The 25,046-nt window shown below is 42.4% G+C and carries 20 protein-coding genes; 10 read left to right on the forward strand and 10 right to left on the reverse strand.

Going from position 1 to position 25,046, the window contains the following annotated elements:
• From pgmB to V7K55_RS05500, 4 genes are all read left to right on the forward strand, one after another.
• On the forward strand, window positions 1–702 hold a 702-nt coding region (pgmB, locus tag V7K55_RS05485; RefSeq protein WP_334828988.1), incomplete at its 5' end, for a beta-phosphoglucomutase.
• A gap of 85 nt (window positions 703–787) precedes the next feature.
• Complete coding sequence (locus V7K55_RS05490) at window positions 788–2,140, forward strand: PAS domain-containing sensor histidine kinase (protein WP_334828990.1); 1,353 nt, start codon at window positions 788–790, stop codon at window positions 2,138–2,140.
• Between the two features lie 306 nt (window positions 2,141–2,446).
• A complete protein-coding gene (locus tag V7K55_RS05495) occupies window positions 2,447–2,884 on the forward strand; it encodes an RrF2 family transcriptional regulator (RefSeq protein ID WP_334828994.1) in 438 nt (145 codons plus the stop codon).
• A 368-nt stretch (window positions 2,885–3,252) separates the two neighbouring features.
• Window positions 3,253–4,614, forward strand: a complete 1,362-nt coding sequence (locus V7K55_RS05500) for an ATP-binding protein (RefSeq protein ID WP_334828996.1) — start codon at window positions 3,253–3,255, stop codon at window positions 4,612–4,614.
• A 67-nt stretch (window positions 4,615–4,681) separates the two neighbouring features.
• Here V7K55_RS05500 and V7K55_RS05505 read toward each other — a convergent pair whose 3' ends face one another.
• From V7K55_RS05505 to V7K55_RS05515, 3 genes are all read right to left on the reverse strand, one after another.
• Entirely contained in the window at window positions 4,682–5,785 is a 1,104-nt protein-coding gene (locus V7K55_RS05505; RefSeq protein ID WP_334828998.1) for an AI-2E family transporter, read from the reverse strand.
• A gap of 180 nt (window positions 5,786–5,965) precedes the next feature.
• On the reverse strand, window positions 5,966–6,397 hold the full coding sequence (locus V7K55_RS05510; RefSeq protein WP_334829000.1) for an NUDIX hydrolase: 432 nt from the start codon (window positions 6,395–6,397) through the stop codon (window positions 5,966–5,968).
• A 21-nt stretch (window positions 6,398–6,418) separates the two neighbouring features.
• Window positions 6,419–6,907, reverse strand: a complete 489-nt coding sequence (locus V7K55_RS05515; protein ID WP_334829002.1) for a hypothetical protein — start codon at window positions 6,905–6,907, stop codon at window positions 6,419–6,421.
• 245 nt (window positions 6,908–7,152) lie between these two features.
• On the opposite strand from V7K55_RS05515, the gene folD reads away from it, so the two are divergent.
• The 3 genes from folD to V7K55_RS05530 all read left to right on the forward strand — a co-directional run bounded on the left by folD (window position 7,153) and on the right by V7K55_RS05530 (window position 9,851).
• Window positions 7,153–8,040, forward strand: coding sequence for a bifunctional methylenetetrahydrofolate dehydrogenase/methenyltetrahydrofolate cyclohydrolase FolD (folD, locus tag V7K55_RS05520; RefSeq protein WP_334829004.1), 888 nt, complete (start codon window positions 7,153–7,155; stop codon window positions 8,038–8,040).
• Between the two features lie 153 nt (window positions 8,041–8,193).
• Window positions 8,194–9,126 carry a geranylgeranyl diphosphate synthase CrtE gene (crtE, locus tag V7K55_RS05525; protein WP_334829006.1) on the forward strand — a complete coding sequence of 311 codons (933 nt, stop codon included), beginning with the start codon at window positions 8,194–8,196 and terminating at the stop codon, window positions 9,124–9,126.
• Between the two features lie 269 nt (window positions 9,127–9,395).
• Window positions 9,396–9,851 (forward strand): divergent PAP2 family protein, encoded by a 456-nt coding sequence (locus V7K55_RS05530; protein WP_334829007.1) that lies wholly within the window; start codon window positions 9,396–9,398, stop codon window positions 9,849–9,851.
• 116 nt (window positions 9,852–9,967) lie between these two features.
• Here V7K55_RS05530 and V7K55_RS05535 read toward each other — a convergent pair whose 3' ends face one another.
• From V7K55_RS05535 to V7K55_RS05555, 5 genes are all read right to left on the reverse strand, one after another.
• Window positions 9,968–10,627: a hypothetical protein gene (locus V7K55_RS05535; RefSeq protein ID WP_334829010.1), complete on the reverse strand. Its 660-nt coding sequence runs from the start codon at window positions 10,625–10,627 to the stop codon at window positions 9,968–9,970.
• 198 nt (window positions 10,628–10,825) lie between these two features.
• Window positions 10,826–11,155 carry an MgPME-cyclase complex family protein gene (locus V7K55_RS05540; RefSeq protein WP_334829012.1) on the reverse strand — a complete coding sequence of 110 codons (330 nt, stop codon included), beginning with the start codon at window positions 11,153–11,155 and terminating at the stop codon, window positions 10,826–10,828.
• Window positions 11,156–11,220: 65 nt separating this feature from the next.
• On the reverse strand, window positions 11,221–11,940 hold the full coding sequence (locus tag V7K55_RS05545) for a SnoaL-like polyketide cyclase (protein WP_334829014.1): 720 nt from the start codon (window positions 11,938–11,940) through the stop codon (window positions 11,221–11,223).
• A gap of 158 nt (window positions 11,941–12,098) precedes the next feature.
• The gene (locus tag V7K55_RS05550) at window positions 12,099–12,824 is read right to left on the reverse strand and encodes a pyridoxine 5'-phosphate synthase (protein WP_334829016.1); all 726 of its coding nucleotides are present in this window, start codon (window positions 12,822–12,824) and stop codon (window positions 12,099–12,101) included.
• A 349-nt stretch (window positions 12,825–13,173) separates the two neighbouring features.
• Window positions 13,174–13,500: a DUF433 domain-containing protein gene (locus V7K55_RS05555; RefSeq protein ID WP_334829018.1), complete on the reverse strand. Its 327-nt coding sequence runs from the start codon at window positions 13,498–13,500 to the stop codon at window positions 13,174–13,176.
• A 147-nt stretch (window positions 13,501–13,647) separates the two neighbouring features.
• Between V7K55_RS05555 and V7K55_RS05560 the strand changes: the two genes are divergently transcribed.
• Window positions 13,648–19,518, forward strand: a complete 5,871-nt coding sequence (locus V7K55_RS05560; protein ID WP_334829020.1) for a trifunctional serine/threonine-protein kinase/ATP-binding protein/sensor histidine kinase — start codon at window positions 13,648–13,650, stop codon at window positions 19,516–19,518.
• 111 nt (window positions 19,519–19,629) lie between these two features.
• Entirely contained in the window at window positions 19,630–21,474 is a 1,845-nt protein-coding gene (locus V7K55_RS05565; protein WP_334829022.1) for a sensor histidine kinase, read from the forward strand.
• A gap of 315 nt (window positions 21,475–21,789) precedes the next feature.
• On the opposite strand, the gene V7K55_RS05570 is transcribed toward V7K55_RS05565, so the two are convergent.
• Both V7K55_RS05570 and V7K55_RS05575 read right to left on the reverse strand, forming a co-directional pair.
• Complete coding sequence (locus tag V7K55_RS05570; protein ID WP_334829024.1) at window positions 21,790–23,403, reverse strand: FAD-dependent monooxygenase; 1,614 nt, start codon at window positions 23,401–23,403, stop codon at window positions 21,790–21,792.
• 28 nt (window positions 23,404–23,431) lie between these two features.
• Window positions 23,432–24,049: a TetR/AcrR family transcriptional regulator gene (locus tag V7K55_RS05575; protein WP_334829026.1), complete on the reverse strand. Its 618-nt coding sequence runs from the start codon at window positions 24,047–24,049 to the stop codon at window positions 23,432–23,434.
• Between the two features lie 353 nt (window positions 24,050–24,402).
• On the opposite strand from V7K55_RS05575, the gene V7K55_RS05580 reads away from it, so the two are divergent.
• Window positions 24,403–25,041 (forward strand): Uma2 family endonuclease, encoded by a 639-nt coding sequence (locus tag V7K55_RS05580; RefSeq protein WP_334829028.1) that lies wholly within the window; start codon window positions 24,403–24,405, stop codon window positions 25,039–25,041.
• Window positions 25,042–25,046: the final 5 nt, after the last annotated feature.

Genomic DNA, 25,046 nt, shown 5'->3' on the forward strand with positions numbered 1-25,046 from the left:
GTCCCCAATCCCCCAACATCCAACATCCAAGGATTCATCTTCGATTTAGATGGTGTGCTAACAGATACAGCAGAACTTCATTATCTAGCTTGGAAGAAGTTAGCAGATGAAGAGGGAATACCATTTAATCGGCAAGACAACGAAGCGCTGCGGGGTGTATCTCGTCGTGCTTCCCTCATGCTGATTCTTGGGGATAGACCATATACAGAAGCTCAAATCCTAGAGATGATGGAGCGCAAAAATCAATACTATGTGGAATTGATTCAAAATATGACATCCAAGGATTTGTTACCAGGTGCGATCGCTCTTTTGGATGAACTGCGACAAGCTGGGATTAAAATCGGCATTGGTTCAGCTAGTAAAAATGCCCAGACAGTAATTGAGCGATTGGGCATTGCTGATAAAGTAGATGCGATCGCGGACGGTTACAGCGTACAGCAACCCAAACCAGCACCCGAACTATTTTTGTACGCAGCCAAACAGCTAGGAATCGAACCAACGCAATCTGTAGTTGTAGAAGATGCCACAGCAGGCGTTGAGGCGGCTCTAGCTGCTGGAATGTGGGCAGTAGGACTCGGCCCCGTTGAACGAGTTGGAGCCGCTCATGTTGTATTACCCAGCCTAGCAGGTATCAAATGGGCAGATTTAAGAACCAAATTTAGTGACATTGCCAGACAAAAACATTCAGGGACTTCCAAATAACTGTTGAACAGCAAAAGCTAAGATCGTCCAAGTAGAGAATCTCAAATAAAACCCAAGCTTAGAGATCCAAATTAGGAGTAAGAGCGTGAATTTGGACGATTTAGCCTTACAGATTCAGCTTATGCGTCAGCGCGTCGCCCTTTTGCAACGCCAGAGTGAACAGCAAAAAGCACAGGAAGATATTGAACTCGTCACAGATGTTTTCAACGAATTCTACCTAGCTTTGGAAAAAATGCAAATAGCTAATGAAGACTTACAGCAACAGAATGAAGAATTATCCAGCGCTCAACAGTCATTAATAGCACAAGGTCAACGCTACCAGGAACTATTTGAGGAAGTACCAGATGCCTATTTAGTAACCGATCCAAAAGGAGTAATTCAAGAGGCTAACTCTGCTGCAAATACTCTGTTGAACACCTCAAAGAATTTCCTGTTAAACAAACCTCTTGCAAATTTTGTGCTTGAGAAAGAACTGATTGCTTTTCATTTAAAACTGAATCACCTGCGCGATCGCGCCGCAATTCCAAACTGGAAAATGCAAGAGTGGGAAGTAAACCTGCGACCGCGTGACAAAACATCCATTATTAGTGTTGCAGTAAAGGTAGCTGCTATCCGTAATCAACAAGGTAACTTAGTCGGTCTGCGGTGGCTATTGCGGGATATTAGCGAAAGCAAGCGCACCCAAGCCAAGCTGGAATGGGCAGAAGAGGCGATGCGACAAGCGCTTGCCAAAGAAAGAGAGTTTAGTGAACTTAAATCCCGCTTGCTCACTACCACCTCCCATGAGTTTCGCAACCCTTTGGCTACCATCCACTCTTCTGCCGAACTACTAGAACATTATCGCCATCTCTGGAGCGACGAGCGACAACAGATTCACCTGCGTCGCATTCAAACATCTGTTATGCATATAACCGAGTTGCTGAATGATGTATCAGTGTTGAATCAAGATGAAACAGGCAAGTTAGAGTTTAATCCCACACCTCTAAATTTGCTGGAATTTTGCCGCGATTTATTAGAAGAGTTAAAACAGAGCGATCGCTCCCAACATGCGATCGTTTTTAGCAGTGAGTGCCAATGCACCCCAGCTAACTTAGACGCAAAACTACTACGGCAAATCTTAAGTAATTTATTGTCGAATTGTCTAAAATACTCTCCCATTGGTAGCACAGTTAAGTTTTCTGTCACCACTGCCAACGATCGAGCTATATTCCAAACTCAAGATTCTGGTGTTGGCATTCCTGCTTCTGATATTGAACACATCTTTGAACCCTTCTATCGTGCCAGTAATACAGACAATATCCCAGGAATGGGACTAGGGATGTCCATCGTCAAGCAGGCTGTAGATTTACATAGCGGCGAGATTATTGTCGAAAGTGCGATCGGTACAGGAACTACCTTTACAGTCATTCTGCCATTTTCGACAAATTTGTATGTGTAACAGTTTGCACTAATTAATACTGCTTTTATCTCTGATTGGTTTGCTATTGATTTTTGTTGCTTTCTAATGGATTGAAACCAAGACAGAGTAATCCTTTGAGTCAATTCAACCTTCAAAAGACTGTACAATAACCACTTTTATTTATGAAATTAAAAATAAAATATAATTGCTTCTATGCTTGAAGGTCTTTAAACTAGAGTTAGCCGGTCAATAATAAGTTGATTGTAAAGTTTTTCTTAACAATAGCTTAGGAAAAGCAACTCAAGGACTTTGTATATTTAAGTGTGAGTTTAAAATGTTACGCCTGTGGTAATCTCTAACAAATCAGAATACGCACTTCTAGCCCTGTTAGAGTTAGCAGCCTGCTACCCTAACGGTGAAGCCCTACAAATTCGAGAAATAGCGGTCTTACAAGACATACCAAACCGCTATTTAGAACAACTCCTGGCAACATTAAGGCGTGGAGGCTTAATTAACAGTATACGCGGAGCCAAAGGTGGCTATGTTCTAGCCCGAGACCCTGGAAAGATTACAGTGTTGGATGCTTTTAGCTGTATGGAAGGGTCAGATATTGTTGTATCCGATGGTGAGCCGACTCCCAACACGGTAGAAGGTGAGCTAATTCAGGAAGTCTGGCAGGAAGCACGTCAGGCTGCTAACTCCGTTTTGGAAAAATATACACTCCAAGAGCTTTGTGAACGAAGATCGATCCGAAAGCAGAAAGAACTCATGTATTACATTTAGTGCATTCATAAAATTAGGACTTACGTATTGACAGAAAAGCCAAAATGGCCAAGGCTGGAACGACCCATTTACGTCAACGCACAAAAGAATTCGTTTGTACAGTGCGTAAGTCCTAAATTATTCTTATTTAATAGATAAATGGCTAGATTGAATTTCTAAGTTGCCAAATTCACAAATAGTTAAACATCTACGCAGTCATCAAAATATTGGATTTGCCGAAGTACTCTATATTCCCACATCTACACTGTGAACTTTGGACAGCAATTTGGGAAAGATAAGTTTGTAACGATTGATGAACTTTGAAATTATAGAGACGGGTATTCATAATGTTACCAGAAATATTACTTCGGCAGTCAAGACATGAGACTATGCCCATTATTGGTGGTACAACAAAAGCTGATGAACCGAACTTGCAATTAGAATCAACTTTGCAGGAATTACCCTCTTGGCAAGTTCACATCGAAGTAGAGCGTCCCGGCAATGATTTAGCTATCCTCTTTAAGCAAGAGCCTTTATTACCAGGAATTATCCTCAATAATAATCAACAATATGTAGGGATGATTTCTCGGCGGAAATTTTTTGAGCAGATGAGCTATCCCTACAGTTTGGCACTATTTTCCATAAAACCGATTAGAATTCTTCACAAGTTTTTCCAGACAGAGATATTAGTCTTTTCTGAAGATACGCTCATTGTCAATGCTACTCAGGCAACTTTACAACAACCACCCAAAATCACCTATGAGCCGATTTTAGTTAAAACTACGTCTGGAAAATATAAGGTGGTTGATTTTCATCAATTACTCTTAGCCTACTCCCAAATTCATGTATTAACACTCGTTCATCTACAGCAGGTAGAAGAACAATCTAGAATTGCCAAAGCAGGCTTTTGCGATCTTCAGCAAAACTATACGCGATTAATTCAAAATGAAAAGATGGCTGCATTAGGACAACTCGTTGCTGGTATTGCCCACGAAATCAACAACCCTGTCAACTTTATTGCTGGGAACCTTGTCCACGCCATCGAATATAGTCAAAATATACTCAATCTCATTAAATTATACCAACAATGTTATCCTGAACCAGAAACGGAAATTAAAACTGCGATCGCACAAATTGAACTAGATTTTTTAACTACCGATCTCCCCCGTCTTCTCACTTCTATGGAGGTTGGGACTAAGCGAATCGAGCAAATTATTCTTTCCTTACGAAACTTTTCTCGTCTGGATGAATCTAAGAAAAAATTAGTTGATATCCATGAAGGTATTGATAGCACCCTAGTAATTTTACAAAGTCGTCTCCAAAACCACCAAACCGGTAAAAGCATCAACATAATTAAAGAATATGGCGAACTTCCCCAAGTAGAATGCTACGCCGGGTTACTTAATCAGGTATTTATGAATATTTTGGCAAATGCTATTGATGCTCTCGAAGAATCATTATTAATAGATAAAGGAGAAATTTGCATTCGGACTCAATTAAGCAATGACAATCAAGTAATTATTCGTATTTCCGATAATGGCCCTGGGATTCCAGAGAGTTTGCAAAAGCGATTATTCGATCCTTTTTTCACAACTAAACCCGTTGGGAAAGGAACTGGATTAGGTCTATCTATCAGCTATCAAATTGTTGTGGAAAAACACGGTGGTCAGTTGGAGTGCATATCGGTTTTTGGCCAAGGAACTGAGTTCGCGATCGCAATCCCAGTTCACCTAAATTCGGAATTTATTTAGAAAAAGGAGCGGGAAAAAATTAGTCCGAAAAACAATCAGCAGTTTTCCTTCACTTACAGATTGCATTCTAACTATAAGTTCCTGCTTTTTCAGTTGTTATCGTAACAGGCTCTGACACAATATCATCTATCTTATTAAACTCTCCAGCCCGCCAACTATCTGTTGTCCCCTTGATAAAACTGGCAATCGGGATTGCAATTAGCAAACCCAGCAATCCTCCTAATTTTGCCCCTAACAGCAAAGAAATTACCACCCACACAGGATTTAAACCAGTCAAGTTGCCAAGAATTCGAGGTGCAACAAAATTAGAATTAACTTGGTCGATTGCAACAGCTACACCTAAGACTTCAACTCCTAACCAAAAGTTTTGCAACGCCACCAAAAGACTGACTATGGCAATACCTACTCCTGTACCAAAGGGGAAGAGAGAAAACAAACCAATACCGAGGCCAAAAAGCAAAGCCAGGGGAACTCGCAGCGCCACAAATGCCAGTGTAATTGTCACACCTAACACGGCTCCCAATGTTGCTTGACCGATAAAGTAATTCTGAAAATCTTCTCGCAGTAATTCCCGCAATCTTAACCCAATGTTATGGGGAAACCACTGAAATATTCCGTCCCAAAGACGCTCGCCGTTTAATATTAGATAGACAGTCAGCACTACCGCCAGTAACACGTTGAGAACAATACCAATAGTATCGACGGCAAAACCAAGGATTCTACCAGTAAAAGACTGAAGTTGGTTAGATAATCGATCGAGAACTTGGGTGAATAAACCACTTAAATTAATGGGAAGTTGTTGTTGACTTAACGCCCAATCCTGGAAAGCTTGCAGTTGCTGAGTCCCAGAATCAATCCAACTGGGCAAAATATTGGCTAGCTCGTTGAGTTGCTGAATAATCAGAGGAACCAAGGTGATGCCTAAAGCAACTAAAATCACTAGAGTTAGAAGCAACACTCCTGCGATCGCTAAATTACGTTTTACCCCTTGTTCTTGCAGAAACTGGATCGGATAGTTCAAGACAAAAGCCAGTAGGATGGCGGCGGCAATAATGCTGACTAAGGGTTGAAAATACTGTACAACCTGGATCAATAGCCAACCGTTGAGAATAGCAATAGGAAATGCCAATCCGATAGTTAACCATCGCGGTAGTTTGTTTGCTGATTGCATTATGTGATTACTCCACAAGAGTTATAACTTTATTTTGGCTTCTAGGATTGGGGAGCAGGGGAGCAGGGGGGCAGGGGAGCAGGGGAGCAGGGGAGCAGGGGGCAGGGGAAGCAGGGGGCAGGGAGATAAAGAATAACTAAATTAATAACCAAATGCCCAATCCCCAATCCCCAATCCCCATTAAGAATTTATCCCCATAAAATCCAACATAATTCTCCGATGCATATTTCCCAAAGGTCGGACTTCGCCAGCGTTTTGCGAATAACAGTTACCTTGGTGGATATCTTCTGGGGTCAATAATCCCATATCCCAGCCTTCATTCAAAACCAGTTGATTTAATTCCACCAAGAGTGGTGCATGAAAGACATGACGGACAACTCTTTCATCGGGATAACAGCCAAATTCAACAAAGGGTGGTAGGTTGTAGCCGATTTCTTCTAAAATTTCTCGCTTCACTGCTATATCTGGCGTTTCACCAGGTTCGATATGACCGCCAAATAGCGCCCAATAACCAGGGTAGAGAATACCGGGGATGTTGTCGCGTAGTTGCATGAGAAACTTGTTTTTTTGATAGAGAATTGCGATCGCTACATGCACCGGTTGATTGTTCATATATTAATTTTTAATTGCTGATTATTCTTCTTCTAGATAAACTTCCCCCAATTCTTTACCACCTAAAGGGATACTTCGGTAGCGAACTTTACCCTTAATTACCACTTGCGCTCCCTTACCCAGATTCTTTTGATTGGTGACAACCCAAATTTTGCCAGTGGAGTCATTAATTTGATAAGCCCATTGCTTCATTAAAGGAGCTTGCTTTTCCACCTGACCTTGAATGTAAACTGTAGCCTGATTGTCTTGTTCTGGTTTAATTTCTCGAATTGGGGTGACATTGGTACCAATTTTAAAATTAGTCCCATTTAACCCAGGTGAGGTTAAACTACCACAACTAGAAAGTCCCACCACCAATAAAAAAATCAACCCCAGGCGGTAGGGAACAATACTGTGTCCGCACAAGAACGAAAGGGACAAATTTTTTGTTTGTTGCATGAAAGCCATCGATTGAGCAAATTTTTGCTTCACTGCTTGGTTTGTCGCCAGTTTCATCAGGTCAGTTCCCATCTATAATATTCTCTGCGGTTTCAGAAACACACTCTCAACTGAGCAAAAAATGTTCTGAATTTCATCCTGCAATTCTTTATTCTTCAGATAAAGCTGTCAATCTGAGAAAATAAGCATTATGGTTTTACTCTGAGAGAAACGCTACGACATCAAACAGATACACACTAATAACTAAAAGTCAATAGCCAATATTTCTACTCCAGACTTCGGACAAAAGGCGAATTATAGATTAGTTAGGAATTTTTATGGAAACAAAAACTGCCAAACTTCTTGATGGTAAAGCAATAGCAGCAAAAATTCAGCAAGAACTTTCTGTTGCTATTACAGAATTACAACCAAAAATTGGACGACCCCCAGGTTTAGCAGTGTTGATGGTTGGCGATAACCCAGCGTCAGCCGCTTATGTCCGCAATAAAGAAAAAGCCTGTGCTAAGGTTGGCATCGCCTCTTTTGGTAAGCATTTTCCGGCCCAAACAACCCTTGAAGAGTTAGAAGAGGTCATAGCTGCACTAAACCAAGATGAACGGGTGGATGGCATTTTGGTGCAGCTACCCTTACCTAACCACTTGGATGCTGTGACTCTGCTACATCAAATCGATCCGGATAAAGATGCTGATGGATTACACCCAGTTAATTTGGGGCGATTAGTCCGGGGAGAAACTGGTTTACGCAGCTGTACTCCGGCTGGTGTAATGCGGCTTTTAGAAGCTTATGAGATTCCCTTGCAGGGAAAACAGGCAGTAGTCGTGGGACGCAGTATTTTGGTGGGTAAACCTATGGCATTGATGTTATTAGAAGCTGATGCCACAGTCACGATCGCTCACTCGCGATCGCATGACCTGAAAGCCATCACCCAAAATGCTGATATTCTAATTGCAGCAGTCGGTCGTCCTGGATTGATCGCTGCTGATATGGTAAAACCAGGTGCTGTTGTGGTAGATGTGGGAATGAATCGCGTCACTGATGCTAGTGGCAAAAGTCGCTTAATTGGCGATGTCCACTTTGAATCAACAGCTGCTATAGCAGGATTTATCACTCCCGTCCCTGGCGGTGTTGGCCCTATGACTGTAGCCATATTGTTGCAAAATACATTTAATAGCTATTCCAGAGCGGCAAGAAAAAAAAGAGAGTGAGGAGTTAAAAGTTAAGAGTTATTAATCCTAACTCCTAACTCATAACTGCCAACTCTCAATTCCTAACTCCTAATTCTTCATTTATTTCAGCGCCACAGCACCTTAAAATTGTGACGTATGAGACGAAAATCCCAAAATGTCAGGAATTAAAGAATGGTAGCAACTGATAACGTTCAAAAGATACCACCAGAGGAAGCCACGTTTAACTTAGCAGTCTATCTAAAAGAGCGACAAAAGCTTTGCGATAATGCTTTAGATCGGGCTATCCCCATCATTTATCCAGAAAAGATTTATGAGTCGATGCGCTATTCATTATTAGCTGGAGGCAAGCGTGTACGTCCTATTCTTTGTCTTGCTACCTGTGAAATGATCGGTGGAACTATTGAAATGGCAATGCCAACAGCTTGTGCAGTGGAAATGATCCACACAATGTCGTTGATTCATGACGATCTCCCGGCGATGGATAATGACGATTATCGGCGGGGAAAGCTGACCAATCATAAAGTCTATGGCGAAGATGTGGCGATCTTAGCTGGGGACGGCTTGTTGGCACTCGCTTTTGAGTTTGTTGCCCTTGAAACCCCCCAAAGCGTTAAGAGAGAGCTAGTCTTGCAGGTAGTTGTCCGTCTTGGTAGGGCGCTGGGGGCAGCTGGTTTGGTTGGCGGTCAAGTTGTCGATTTAGAGTCGGAAGGTAAATCCGATATTTCCCTAGAAACGCTAAATTTTATTCATAAACACAAAACGGCCGCCCTTTTGGAAGCTTCTGTAGTTTGTGGTGGGATCGTCGCTGGGGCATCACCTGAAGATGTGCAGCGATTGACCCGTTATGCTCAAAATATTGGGCTAGCATTCCAAATCATAGATGATATTTTGGATATCACTTCTACCCAAGAGCAATTAGGTAAAACAGCTGGTAAAGACCAAAAAGCCCAGAAAGTGACCTATCCCAGCCTTTGGGGACTTGAAGAATCGCGCTCAAAAGCCCAAGAGCTAGTTGAAGCAGCTTGTGTGGAATTAGAACCATTTGGGGAGAAAGCCAAGCAACTCAAAGCGATCGCTCATTTTATTACCAGCCGCAATAATTAGCAACGCTTTGTGGCATGATAAATTCTTATACCGCAAGGGTTTCATTCATTGGGAGTGGGTGGTTTATTTACACGATGCTGTACTACTACCGCCCAGCAGAATTCAAAATTCAAAATTCAAAAAGCTTATTCGATCGGCTTTTAGGCGATTTTGAATAATTGGTCTGTTTTCGCCATGATGTACTAGGTTAATTTTGGACTTTGGGTTGAATCTAAATGTTTCCTCAACCAACAACTGCTGCTAATATTTACTAACCTAACCAAAATACCATGCAGGACATAGGCAACATTTTAGACAACCGGGTGCTGCTGGTTGCTCTGGTAGCTTGTTTAATTGCTCAAGCATTAAAGCTCGTAGTCGAGATCGTCAAACATCGCAAACTCAATGTACGTGTTTTGGTGACAACCGGAGGTATGCCCAGTGCCCATTCAGCTTTAGTTACAGCTCTAGCAGCTGGTGTGGGGCAAACATTGGGTTGGGCATCTCCTGATTTTGCCGTTGCGATAGTTTTTGCCATCATCGTTATGTATGATGCAGCCGGTGTTCGTCAAGCAGCTGGTAAGCAAGCTCGCATCCTCAATCAAATGATTGATGAATTATTTCATGAAAAACCAGACTTTAGCCAAGACCGTCTGAAAGAATTACTCGGACATACACCAGTTCAGGTAATAGCTGGGTCGGCTTTGGGTATAACTATCTATTGGTTAGCTAGGTATGCTTATTAAGCTAGGCCAATGAATCTTTGTTTGAGCGACTGTTTTTAATTGGTAACTGGTAATTTGTCAACTGACAAATTACCAACTCGGTAGATCGCATCAGTCTTTCAGAAAAGTTAATATCACTACAAGCGCACAGTTGAGCGCAGCAGAATCACCTTACGACTATCTACTATGCTGGCAACAAAACCGCCATTGTTCAGCTTCTGTAATGTGTTGTATGCTTCACTTTGGTTGGTTGTATATACTGCTAGCAAATAAGGGCGTTGTCCATAAGAAACAAAACCTACGTTACCTCCTACTGCTTGCTGTACGCTATTTACTAGTTCAGGACGGTTGTAATAATCTACCAACACTGCATAACCCTCTCCTAATGCTTGAGGATTATAAACTGTCTGCTGAGGTGGCTGTGGCTGTTGCTGTGCCTGTTGCTGTGGCTGCACATCTGCTGTTGTCGGTCGAGTGGTGATGATGGCAGACAAGCCAACAATATTACTTACATACCTTGCCCATCGATTGGCATCATCAATTTTTTTAAAACCCCCGATTCGCGTCACAGTTTCGTTGAGATATTTGCAGGTAATGGTCTTCAGTTCTGGCGGTAAAGCACTACGCAACTGCTTTTGATTGTTTGCTGTGGGACTGACTACTAATAAAAGATACTCACCCGAAGTCGGTGGTTGACAAATAGGAATGGCTTGTTGAGCAAAAACAGAACTCATGCCACCAATCAACCCTGCGATAGCTAATCCTAAAACACTTGGTAAAATCTGAAATCTATGCACAAAAGTTAGATTATGTAAATCAAGGTGTCCTAGAAGATTTTATAAGAAAAAAGCTGAAAACCTAGCTACTTCAGTATGGGAATGCAAGGAGTGTTACAAAATATATTTTGTAACTCAAAAATAAAATTAGGGATTGGGGACTGGAGGAGAAGAATCTATTGATGATTAACCAATGCCCCATGCCCAATGCCCAATTATCTAAGATACGGTAGCCAACGATGCCAAAGCATCTGGTATTGTCTCAGAAGGAGCCTGGAATTCTCCAGTGATGACGTACTCTAAACGCAGTTTTAACCAAGTAATAAATTGGGGATTTGTAGAAATAATTGCTACTGCTGGTTGGGGACACTTTGCTTTTAGCTGTGCAAATTCGGGTGCTTCCAAGAAAGCTGGTTGTTCAACCAACCAAAAATCTAGTTGTTTTTCTTGTTCGTGGTAGTGACGAGTCCGTTCTTTGATAACTTCCTGTATGGGTTCTTCTTGGAGAAGAAAGCGTTGACTTGCCAAAACGTAATAGTATGTTTGCATTTTCATCCTTTGGTTGCTGTGTGAATCATGTAAGGGCACAGTACTACATTCTGTACCCTTACGAACTAACTCTTGTGAGATTTCTTGAACCAAGAACTGAACGGACAAGCACTTGTCGGTTTTTGGGCATTTGTCTGTTTGCCACCAGATGTTAGCTTTTCCAAGAACAGATTATTGTCGAAGTAGTGTTCTAAGGAAATAACCTTTAAGTCATCGGTAACTTTTGCAATGCTCATGCCGATAATTTCTATTGTCTCTCCAGTCGGTGCATGGCCTTTGTATTCTCCGTTAAAATGTCCCCAATGCCGCCATTTGAATGTGACATTTGGTGGCCCTGAGAAAACTTCCAGCACCTCCCAAGGAAATCCTTGAGGAAATGTTGTATGGAAGACTTTTGCAGATGATTCAAAGCTTTCTTCTGAAGCTTTGTAATGCTCTGAATCAGGCATAAATAAATTGTAAGTACCTTGGGCTGATACATCTGCTGCTGTATACTCTACCCCCCCGTTGGTACTCACGCGAAACTGTTCATTGACAATAGATAACCACTGTTGCGGGTTAGCTTTGAAAGATACCTCCATCTCGAAGGTTCGCACCAAGTTCTGCACGATCGCTTCTAGTGTACCTTCAAGGTGATTGTGGATACTTTCTTGGGCGAGATTCTCTTTGGAACGAGAATAATCAGGCGGTGTCTGATAGCGCCACTCGACATCAGTGCTTTCTGCTATCACTTTATCTCTATCCTGTACCCAAAGTGGCAAGTTGTTAGATTGTGTTGCGCTCATAGAAGTTTTTGCTGAAGATTTGATCCCAATTTCTAGATTTCGCAGTGACAACCCTCTTTCTAAGATACGGGAATGGGGACTGGGGACTAGGAAATTGCAAAGAAGAACTAATAACCTAATGCCCAATGCCCAATGCCCAATGCCCAATGTCCAATTCCCTATGCCCCATTCCCTCTTATAGCTTGCTTCATCTCGCGGACTGCCCTTTCTATACCTACTAATGCTGCCCGGCTGATGATGGTATGACCAATGTTCAGTTCTTCCATGCCTGGAAGCGCCGCTACGGGATAGACGTTCCAGTAGGTTAGCCCATGACCAGCGTTAACTCGCAATCCAGCTTGAATCGCTTGTTCACAACCTTTAGCTAATATGGCTAATTCTCGATGGCGATTTGTTTCATCTTTAGCTTCAGCATATTGTCCGGTGTGCAATTCGATAAACTGTGCCTGTACCTTGACAGATGCTTCAATTTGTGCTGGCTCGGCATCGATAAATAAACTAACTGGAATGCTAGCGCTTTGCAATTTATCGACTATTTCACCTATTCTAGCAATTTGCAGGGTAATATCTAGTCCGCCTTCTGTTGTGACTTCTTCGCGCTTTTCGGGGACTAAGGTAACGTAATCTGGTTTGATATCGAGAGCGATCGCTAGCATTTCATCTGTAGCGGCCATTTCTAAATTAAGATGCGATCGCACTGTTTGCCGCAATATCCGCACATCCCTGTCTTGGATATGCCGCCGATCTTCGCGCAGATGCACCGTAATTCCATCAGCACCGGCTAATTCTGCCAGCACCGCCGCCGCTACGGGGTCTGGTTCCACCGTCCGCCGCGCTTGCCGGATGGTGGCAATGTGGTCAATGTTAACGCCAAGTGTAGGCACCCCAAATTTCTCCCAAATCCACAGTCCTCAGAACTTGATTTTACCGGAAATTGGGGGAGTTTTGCTTGATAAGGTCAAAACAAATTGAAGACAAGCCCCAATTATTTTTAACTGGTAGGGCGGACAACGCGAATCAAATTACCTTTAAAACATCATGTCCCATTATTCTTAACAGTTCACTAACTTTTCGTAGGAACATCTCATCAGCATATAAAGTACTTCCAAATAAAAAATATCCCAAAACAGACACAAAATCCCTCTCATTTCTCCTCTCTCTGTGTTCTCTGCGCCTCTGTGGTTCGTTTATTTAAATAATTTATTTCTTAGAAGTCCCTAAACGCGCCATGATTTAAGCAACTTCATTAGCACGAATCGCAGCTTCAATTTCTTCAGGATAAGCATCTCCATGTATCCAAGCATTAACTAAATCAGCCGCGCCAATATGAGGATAATCTTGCAAAATTTGGACTTCAGTAATTCCTAGGCGACGTGCTTCAACTAATAGCCAAGTTGCAATACTAGTTCCAGCTATATAAGCTTTTCCACCACAAATACCGGGTGTTGTAGTGATACCTTCTGCCCCGATGTTGATGGTTTGAGTTAGGCTTTGGATAATTGCCGCTTTTTCTGTTGGAAGTAGTGCCAGGATTTGATTTTCTAGTTCTTGGAGAGTCATCGGGTATCTTAGCTCAATTTGTATTGTAGTTATTTAACAAAGTTTAGGGGTTAAATCTCCGTTACAAAACCTAATTGCGTTAGCAAAAGCTGATTTTTGGGCAAACTACTTTAACTAAATAGCTGATTTAACAAGAGTTGATGAAGTATGACTAGAGCAGTTGAGCCGATGGACAAGCTTTTGAATTATCGAATTAGCGAACAACTTTATGCAGGTTCTAGAACCTTAGTTTACCGTGCAATTCGAGAAACCGATCTAACTCCAGTCGTAATTAAACTGCTCCAGCAGGAGTATCCCAACTTCAACGAACTGCTGCTATTTCGCAATCAGTACACGATCGCTAAAAATATTGACCTACCTGGCATTGTTCGTCCCTACAGCCTGGAACCTTACCGCAACAGCTATGCTTTGGTGATGGAGGATTTTGGCGGTATTTCCCTCAGAGATTGGATGAACGGAAAAACGGGGGATAAGCAATATAGTTTGACAGAGTTTTTGGAAATTGCGATCGCTCTGAGCGATATTCTTGACGGACTCTATCGCCATCGGGTTATCCACAAAGATATTAAACCTGCCAACATCCTAATTAACCCGGAAACTCAGCAAGTCAAATTGATTGATTTTAGCATTGCCTCTCTTTTACCTAAAGAAACCCAAGAAGTTCACAGTCCTAATGTCTTAGAAGGGACTCTCGCCTACCTTTCCCCGGAACAAACCGGGCGGATGAATCGCGGAATTGACTATCGCAGTGATTACTATTCTCTCGGCGTTACCTTCTATGAATTGCTGGCTGGACACTTACCCTTTGAGTCTAACGATCCGATGGAGTTGGTTCACTGTCATATTGCCAAGCTTCCAGAAGAATTAGGAGGCAGGGGGGAAGAAGAAATTCCCCAAGTTCTTTGTGACATTGTGATGAAATTGATGGCGAAAAATGCTGAAGATCGCTATCAGAGTGCATTAGGGCTGAAATTTGATTTAGAAAAATGTTTGTCTCAGTTGCAAGATACTGGAGAGATTAAATCCTTTGAATTAGGGGAGCGGGATATTTGCGATCGCTTCATCATCCCAGAAAAGCTTTACGGTCGCCAAGACGAAGTTGAAAGTTTATTGGATGTCTTTGAGAGAGTCAGTCAGGGAAGCACTGAAATTATGTTAGTAGCAGGCTTTTCTGGCATTGGCAAAACTGCTGTAGTGAACGAAGTCCACAAGCCAATTGTGCGACAACGGGGTTATTTCATTAAAGGTAAATTTGACCAATTCGGGCGCAACATTCCTTTCTCTGCTTTTGTGCAAGCTTTTCGAGGCTTAATCGGGCAACTGCTGAGTGAAGCTGACACTCAATTCGAGCAGTGGAAGTCCAAAATTCTCTCTGCTTTGGGTGAGAACGGACAAGTGATGATTGAGGTGATTCCAGAACTGGAAAGTATGATTGGTAAACAGCTACCTGCGCCGGAACTATCTGGGAGTGCGGCACAAAATCGCTTCAATTCGCTGTTTTTGAAATTCACTCAAGTCTTCGCTGCACTAGAACATCCATTAGCAATTTTTATTGACGATCTGCAATGGGCAGATTCTGCTTCTTTAAAGTTAATCCACTTGTTAATGAGCGAAGCTGACATTGGCTATCTACTATTAATTGGTGCTTATCGAGATAATGAAGTCAACCCAGTACATCCCCTAATGCTGACTTTGGAGGAGATTGGGAAGTTGGGCGCTACAGTCAATACGATTACCTTAACCCCCCTCACTCAAACATCAGTTAATCATTTGATTGCAGATACATTGAGTTGCTCCCTAGCCTTAGCCACACCGTTAACAGAGTTGGTATTGAGCAAAACTAAAGGTAATCCTTTCTTCAGCACCCAGTTTCTGAAAGCGTTACATCAAGACCAACTAATTACATTTAATTTTGACGGTGGTTATTGGGAATGTGATATTGCTCAAGTGCGATCGCTCGCTCTTACCGATGATGTAGTAAAATTTATGGCAATTCAGCTTGAAAAGTTGTCACCAGAAACTCAAAAAGTTTTGAAATTAGCGGCTTGTATCGGACATCAATTTGATTTAGCTACGTTAGCGATCGTCCATGAAAAATCCCAGATGGAAACAGCCGCAGATTTTTGGAAAGCTGTCCAAGATGGTTTGATTATTCCTACTAATGAAGTCTATAAGTTTTATCAGGATTCGTCATTAGTCGTTAGTGATTTGCAAAGGACGAATGACAAAGGACAAATGACAATTTACAAATTTCTCCACGATCGCATTCAGCAAGCTGCCTATTCACTAATTCCTGACAATCAAAAGCAAGTTACTCACCTGCACATTGGACGTTTGCTGCAACAAACGACGACTGCAAATGAACGAGATGAGAAAATTTTTGCGATCGTCAACCAACTCAATCAAGGGGTCGCTTTAATTTGCGATGAACAAGAGCAACAGGAACTCGCGCAGTTAAACTTGGCAGCTGGACATAAAGCCAAGGGTGCAACAGCTTATGCAGCAGCTTTAAACTATTTCAACACAGGTATTGCCATACTAACGAGTAATTGCTGGCACAACCAATACAATCTCGCCCTCATCTTGTATGAAGGAGCAACAGAATCAGCTTACCTCTGCACCGATTTTGAACAGATGGAACAGTTAGCTGAGATAGTGCTGAATCATGCCCAATCCTGGCTGGATCGGGTAAATATCTACAGTATTAAAATTCAGGCTTGCATGGCACAACATCAGCAGCTAGAAGCCTTGCAATTAGCACGAAAAATCCTAAAGCATCTGGGGGTGCATTTGCCGGAACAACCCACCCCAGCAGATATCGAACAGGCACTGAAGCACACCCAAACCTTGCTCAGTGGCAGGTCAATCGAATCTTTGTTGGAATTACCCCAGATGGCCGCACCGGATAAAAAAGCGGCAATGGTGATTTTATCCAGCATTATTTCTGCTGCCTATCAAGCTGCTCCTGAGCTTTTGCCCCTGGTGATCTTTGCCGAATTCGATTTATCAGTAGAATACGGCAATGCTCCAGAATCGACTCATGGCTATGTAATGTGTGGGTTGACCTTGGTTGCCATATTGGGAGATATTGACGCAGGCTATCGGTTTGGACAACTGGGGATGAATCTTATGCAACGCATCTATGCCCCCAAGCTAACTGCTAAAACCATTTTTGCCTTTAACTGCTTCCTTAGACATTGGCAAGAACCTGCAAAATATACCTTGGAAGGATATTTGCAAGCCTACGCCAGTGGGCTAGAAAGCGGTGATATCGAGTATGTCGCTCTCAGCCTGATGTGCTATTGCTACACAGCTTACTGGAGTGGTCAGGAACTATCTGCCTTAAGACAAACGATAGAAGTGCATCGTAAGGTCATTCAGCAATTGCGTCAGAATACCTGTCTGCACACACAAAGTATTTATCATCAGATTCTAGTCAATTTGTTGGAGGTTGTGCCGGAACCTGAGCGGTTACTTGGCGAATACTGCCATGAGGATGAAATAATTCCGCTTTACCTCAAAACGAATCAAGGAGCAGGACTATATCAGGTTTATTTCAATAAACTTTTTCTTTCCTATCTTTTCCAAGACTATGAACAAGCGTTAGAAAACGCCAAACTTGCAGAACCGTATTTGGGTGCAGTCACAGGATTAGTGATGCTTCCTCTGTTTTACTTCTACGATGCACTAGTTCGATTAGCGGTTTACCCAACTGCCAGTAAGACAGACAAAATCAGCATTATAGAACGGGTGAGGGGTCATCAAGAAAAACTCAGCACTTGGGCGGCTCATGCACCAAGTAATCAGGCTCACCGCCATGCTTTAGTGATCGCAGAAAAATGTCGAGTTTTGGGGGCAAAAGCCGAGGCAATTGAGTATTACGATTGCGCCATTGCTAAAGCCAAAGAAAACGAATACCTCAACGAAGAAGCTCTTGCTAATGAACTCACAGCCAAGTTTTATTTAGAATGGGGCAAAGAACGCATTGCCCAAGAGTATTTGATTAATGCTTACTATAGTTACACTTGCTGGGGTGCTAAAACCAAAGTTGATGATTTAGAACAACGTTATCCAAGGCTTCTAGCGCCTATTTTACAACAGAGGCGATTGCTACTCACGCCCGATGAAACGTTCGCAAATATTGACAGCATTGCTACCTTTCACCCAAGCATTAATCAATCAGTAACATCTAGCAGCAATACGTCAGTAATGCTAGATTTGGCAACAGTTTTAAAAGCATCTCAGACTCTATCGAGTGAAATTGAACTGGATAAATTACTTACAAAGCTGCTGCAAGTGGTGATTGAAAATGCTGGAGCCGATAAGTGTGCGTTACTACTGCTCAAAGAAGGTAGATTGGTAGTTGAGGCGACTGCTCAAATTGGGCAACAATCAACGGTGTTACAGTCCATTTTTGTGGAAGATAGTGCAGACGTTCCCCATAGCCTAATTTACGCCGTTAAACGCACCCTGCAACCTACTGTCATCCTTGATACAACATTCCATCCAATGCTGATCGCCGATCCCTACATCATTAGTCAGCAACCCAAAAGCTTGCTGTGTACGCCGATTCTGCATCAAGGTAAATTGTTAGGAATTTTGTATTTAGAAAACAATCTGGTTGCTGGGGCGTTTAGTAGCGATCGCATCGAAATTCTCAATTTGTTATGCACTCAAGCTGCAATTTCTCTGGAAAATGCCCGACTTTATCAGCAAGCACAAAATACTCTAGAAAACTTAGGAAAGACGGAACAATTTTTGCGGTTAATTATCGACAATATCCCTCAGTCTGTTTTCTGGAAAGACCGCAATAGTGTTTATTTAGGCTGTAACCATAGCTTTGCTCAAGCTTCAGGTGTAGAATTCCCAGAAAATGTTATTGGTAAAACAGACTACGATCTATCTTGGACTCGTGAGGAATCAGATTGGTATGTAGAGTGCGATCGCCAGATCGTGGAGTCTGGACAAGCTGAACTCAACATTATCGAAACATTGCAGCAAGCAGACGGAAAACAAATCTGGTCGAATACAAATAAAATTCCTCTAAAAGACAGAGAAGGAAACGTTTTTGGCATCCTTGGCACATGTGAAGACATCACTGTACCTCAACAAGCACAACAATTGCTGCAACAGCAAAAGCAACAATTAGAACAAGCTTTGCAAGAACTCCAAACGATGCAATTGCAATTGGTGCAAGGTGAAAAAATGTCTGCTCTTGGTAATTTGGTGGCAGGTGTTGCCCATGAAATTAACAATCCTATCGGCTTTATTGCTGGTAACTTAGAACCAGCTAAAGATTATGTCAAAGACTTGTTTGCACTAATTAATCTTTATCAAGAGAAGTTTCCTAATCCTGGCTCAGATATTCAAGATGAAATTGATGCCATCGACCTGAATTATTTACGCGAAGATTTACCTAAACTGCTAGACTCAATGAAATTGGGTGTTAGCCGTATCCGCAGCATTAGTACCAGTTTGCGAACCTTCTCCAGAGCAGATAAAGATTATAAAGTTCCCTTTGATATTCACGAAGGTATTGACAGCACTATTTTGATTCTCAGACACCGTTTAAAAGCTAATGAAAACCGTCCAGCAATTGATGTAGTGAAGAATTATGGCAAACTACCCCTAGTGGAATGCTTTGCTGGACAACTTAATCAGGTGTTTATGAACTTGTTAGCAAATGCCATTGATGCACTTGAACAATACAATACAGAACGGACTTTGGAAGCCATTCTAGCTAACCCCAATTGCATCACCATTCAAACCCTTGTAGCAAACTCAGGTCAGCACATTTTGATTAAGATTGCTGATAACGGTGTGGGAATGTCACCGCAGGTTAAGGAACGAGTATTCGATCATTTGTTCACCACCAAGCCTGTAGGAAAAGGCACTGGATTGGGATTAGCGATCGCTCGGCAAATTGTAGTAGAAGGACATGGCGGTTTACTCTCCTGCACCTCAGAAGTTGGACAAGGTACAGAGTTTGTCATTCAAATCTCTAGTCAAAAACAATAGTAAGTACTGTTAGCGATAGCGGGGCGTTTAGCCTGTTCTGAGTATTTTCTACTTTACTCAGCATTTTTACTTTTTACTTTTTAAATTTTAACTTGGAGTAAAGCAACGAAAATGTTTAAGTTACGCAAACGTTGGTTGAAATGGCGATCGCGTAATTTCGTATTATTATCAATTTTGGTAATTCTGTCCCTTAGTATTAGCGTCACCGCTATCATTAGTTACAACATTGTGAAAGGACTGTTGCTCGATAGTCTTAAGCAGCAAGCGCTGTTAAAAACAGAACAAGGTCAAAATGATATTGATAACTGGTTAGCCATTCGGAAGACGGAAATTAAAACTCTGGCAAATTCTGCTGTAGTGCGATCGCTAGATTGGTCTGTGATGGAACCTTACTTGCAATCTGAGGTGAAGCGGATGCAAACATTTTTGCTCATGGCGCTGATCGCACCAGATGGTGCATTAATTAATACTCAAGAAGGTCGGACAAGCGTCAAAGATCGAGAATTTTTTCAGCGCAGTATGGTAGGTAAAACAGTAGCCGCCGATCCCATTATTGGACGCACATCCACAAAGTTGCAGATTCAGATTAGTTCGCCGATTACTGCCAAAATAGGCACAAAACCAGCAGGTGTGTTGATGGGAGGAATTGAGATTAATCGGGTAGTTGAGGTGATTAGCGATTTACATCAAGGTAAGGGTAGCTATGCCTTCGCCCTCAATTCTCAAGGAGTTCCCATCGCTCATCCCGACATCCGACTGATTGGCACGCCGGAAAAAGCCGCCGAGAGTTTCCTCAAATCACCCAATCACAGGTTAGCTGAAATTACTCAGAAGATGGTAGCTAAACGCACAAATATTGAATTTGCTCAACTGGATGGAAAATGGAATTATATTGCTTATACTCCCCTGAAAGAAGCAAATTGGTCGGTAGCTTTAGTTGTGCCTCAAGAAAATATTGAATCGCCATTGCAGGCGTTGAACCTTTTGGCTACGGTTTTGGGAGGATTGCTCGTAGTTGGGTTAATCGGTGCATGGCGACAGGTGCAACTATATGAACAAATTCGCGATCGCGCCTTGATTTCTAGCCAGCAGGCGCAGGAACTCAGCAAAACCTTGAAAGAATTGCAAAATACCCAAGCTCAACTCATCCACACCGAAAAAATGTCTAGTCTGGGCCAACTGGTGGCTGGAGTGGCACACGAAATCAATAATCCTGCTAATTTTATCCATGCCAACCTCAATCATGCCAGTGAATACTGCAAAGATATCCTTGATTTGCTCAAGCTTTATGAAGAAACCTACCCAAATCCTACGCCAGAAATTAGCGATCGCGTCCAAGAGCTTGATATTGAATTTCTCGCAGAAGATTTACCCAAACTAATGGCATCGATGCAAGTGGGAACCAAGCGCATTCGTCAAATCGTGCTGTCGCTGCGGAATTTTTCGCGCCTTGATGAAGCAGATATGAAATTTGTAGACATTAATGAAGGATTAGACAACACTCTGATGATTCTGAATCATCGCCTGACAGCCACGCCTAATCAACCAGAAATTCAGATCGTTAAGAAGTACGGTGATTTACCTCTAGTAGAATGCTACGCAGGGCAACTCAATCAGGTGTTTATGAATGTTCTAGCCAATGCGATCGATGCTATAGAAGAGTCATTAGTAAATAATCAAAGACAAATTTGTATTCGGACTGAACTCAGTAATGATAAGCAAGTGATGATTCAGATTTATGACAATGGAATTGGTATGTCAGAAGAGGTTAAGCAACGAGTATTTGACTATATGTTTACTACGAAACCTGTGGGCAAAGGCATCGGATTAGGAATGGCGATCGCTTATCAAATTGTCGTAGACAAACATGCAGGAAGTATTGAAGTTGATTCTACTCCAGGACATGGCACAGAGTTTACTATCCGTATTCCTTTACAGCATTTACGGCTGCGATGAGGTACAGTAGCAGCAACTAGCAAACCAGTTTCTTAAATGTTGAGGATTTATTAAGTCGAGTGCAACTGAGATTAGTTTATCAACCATTTCTGTTGTAGTTGGAGCGAAACTGCGTAAAAAAGATTTAACTTGTGACCACCATAATTCGATTTGATTAAAATCAGGAGAGGATGAGGATAAACAAATAACTTTCGCGCCTACGCCTTTAGGTGTTCCCGCAGGGTAAGACTAAACGCGTAGGTGCGAAACAAAATTCATCCCATCAATCAGCAACGCCGAAATCGCTAACGCTAAACAGATTGTATTCTCATTGCTCTAAATAGACAGAGTTTTGGGCTTCTTTTCAATTGCGATAAACTTATTTATGTAGGCTTTGAGATCGTCCAAGGATAATTCTGTAGAGATCAGTCCGATGTAGTTATCTGGTCTTAGTAGAACTTTGAAAGGCTGATTAGTGCCGAAGATTTCCACGACACGTGGGTAAAGCGGAACAACGTTGAAATCGATAAAATCGCCATATTCGTTTGCGAGTTCCGCTTGCAAATCTTCATAGCCGTGTTCCCCATTGGACAACACAAGTAAGTGGAATTTCGGAGCGATGAGGCGATCGTAAACGTTAGTGCCGTCCACCAGAAAATAGGGCATTCGGTCTCCGGCTTTGACCTCAAAGGATCGTTGACCCAGCCTCTCGCCATGAGAAGCACTTTGATGCAGACTTAAAGAACTGTTGCGGTAGTTTATCCCGATTTCAGAAACTAGCTGAAAGATAAACTCTTTTGCTCCGCTAAATCGCGTTACAACACTGGCAAGGCTTGGCAAAATATTGTCACGGAAAAACTGTAGATACCACTGGTCGCCCGCCGCGACATCAAAAAACTGGTCAGTCGTCTGCAAGAGCCGTTTTGCATTGGCCAGACGTTCCTCGTTGTAAGTTTCCAGAAGCGAATCTTTGGCATGACCTCTCAAAACAAACGCAATCTTCCATGCCAGGTTATAAGCATCTTGGATACCCGTATTCATCCCCTGACCTCCCGCAGGTGTGTGAATGTGCGCGGCATCGCCAGCCAGAAAACATCTGCCTTTTGAGAACTTCTCGGCGCGACGAGTATGCACTTTATAACTCGAAAACCAGCGCACGTTTGTAATCTCTAATGGTCGCTGCACCAATTGCTTGACCTTGTTTTCGACTTCATCGTAGGTTACTTCGCGATCGCCTTTCTCATCATATTCGGGCAGGTTGCCGATTAACCTCCAGTGCTTCTCGCCTTGCATGGGAACGATTAGCACGAAGGAGTTCTCTGACAGAGTGGCGTAAAACGTTGCCTTATCTGCTGAGAACTCCATATCCACATCCGCGACGTAAAATAGGCGTGGGTAAGTCGAACCTTCAAAATGAAGGTCGAGGAAATGGCGCGTTGGGCTGCTTGCACCGTCACACCCCACCAGATAGGGAGCTTCAATGGTTTGTGTTTCGCCTTTGGCGTTTTTTAGAACTGCTTTCACGCCGTTTGCATCTTGCGTTAGGCTTTCCATTTCGGTCTGCCATTGAACTTCTTTGCCGTTGTGTTGAAGATGCTCGTAAAGCAGACGCTCGTTTTTATTTTGTTCAAAAACTAGCATAAAAGGAAAAGGGCTAAGTTGCCCGCCGAAATAGGAAAAATCAAGATGGGTGCTGATTTTGCCGTCGTGCATGAGGTTGCCTTTCTGCACGATCTCGCTGTTTGCAACAGCTTGTTGTGCTAGACCCACTTGGTCGTAAATCTCCAGGGTACGGGCGTGAACAACCAGAGCCTTTGACAAATCTGTGGTAGTTTCTTTTTTGTCAAAGATCACAAAGTTGATGCCGTAACGGATTAATTGTACCGCGAGTGAAAGCCCGGTTGGCCCTGCTCCGACGATGATAACGTCCGTTTTGATTGTTGTCTCCATGTATTTAACCTCGCAGTGAAAGTCAGTCTTAGCTAAGATTTAGTCGGTTAGGGTGAAAGCTAATGCCGTCTAGCAGTTGGGCAACTATTTCCGCCCACGGGCGAGTCGGCAGCCGCGCCAAGTGGGTGGTCAAAACCGTTCCAAGTAGCATTCTGGCGGTCAAGGTAGCATCGTGAGGATGCAGTTCCCCGACCTGAACGCGTCTTTCCAGATAAGCTCCTAACGCCGTGATCCCTTCTTCCACGATGGCGTGCAGACAGTCCGCAACTTCGGGGTTACTCTGGCTTTCACGCACCATGAGGCGAAACAACGCCTCTTTGCGATCGAGCATAGCCGAAAAGTTCTCTGCCACCTCTTGCAGAACGCGTGCCGCCGCCTCGCCATGCTCGACCAAAAGTAACGCACGTAGCTCTGGCAAAAAACTGTGCCGTTCCCAAACTGCCCTCATCACCTCACTCTTACTTGGAAAGTAGTGATATAGCAGTCCCACTGCTACACCCGCCCTTGCTGCAATCTGCTTGATGCTCGTTGCATCGTAACCTTGCTCGGAAAACAGCGCTAATGCTGTATCTACCAAGTGTTCACGTCGCACGATAGCTTGTTGCTGTCGTGAACTTTTTCCTTGCATATTTAATTGATTGAACATTCATTCAATGAAAACCTAACATAATCTTTTGGGAAGATCAAGGGCGGTATAAAATGAAAGGCTGAAAAATTTAAATTTACATCATTCCAAAATCAGTAATATTGCGTGTCCACCAGAGTCTCTAATTAGACAACTTTGCTTGTAGGGAAATGAGCGATGATCGCACACTAGTGAAAGAATTAGCGTCTCCCCAAGTGAAGCAAGTGGCGTGGATTTAGGGGGATCTAGAACGTTTTAATACCTACAATAGGACTTTTCAAACATCCTCTCAGAGGCGATATACTTTAATAAAGTTGATTTGTAGATTTAATCTGCTGGATGTAATAGCTAATACATCAACTCTCTGAGGTTATATGCTTTTAAAACTGCAACAAATTATTGTTAAACCTGGTCAACAAATGTTACTCCAAGATATTAGTTGGCAGCAGTTAGAAAATATTTTAGATGAAATGGGAGAAAGGCGTGCCGCCCGGATTTCTTATAGTAATGGGTGGTTAGAAATTATAGTTCCCCTACCAGAACACGAAAAAGATAAAGAATATATTGGTGAGTTAGTAAGAATTTTATTAGACAAACTCCAAATTGATTTTGAGCCTTTTGGTTCTACGACACTTAAAAATGAGCGAATGCGGCAAGCAGTAGAACCAGATACCAGTTTTTATATTCAAAATCAAGCTGCTGTCATTGGGAAAAATCGCATTGATTTAAATATAGATCCACCACCAGATTTAGCAATCGAAGTTGATATTACTTCTCGGACTCGATTTGAGAATTATGAAATATTGGGAGTTCCTGAACTTTGGCGACATACACAACAAGGTTTAGAAATTTCTGTGCTAAGAGAAGGGAAATATCTAAAATCTGAATTGAGTCCTAATTTTCTTGGTATCCCAATTATTGAATTAGTGAATGAATATGTTCAGCAGTGTTTAACAATTGGCAGAAGTCAAGCTATGCGTAATTTTCGAGATTGGGTGAAGAATAATTTATAATTGCT

The organism is Nostoc sp. (genome assembly GCF_036919895.1).
Classification (GTDB): Bacteria; Cyanobacteriota; Cyanobacteriia; order Cyanobacteriales; family Nostocaceae; genus Nostoc.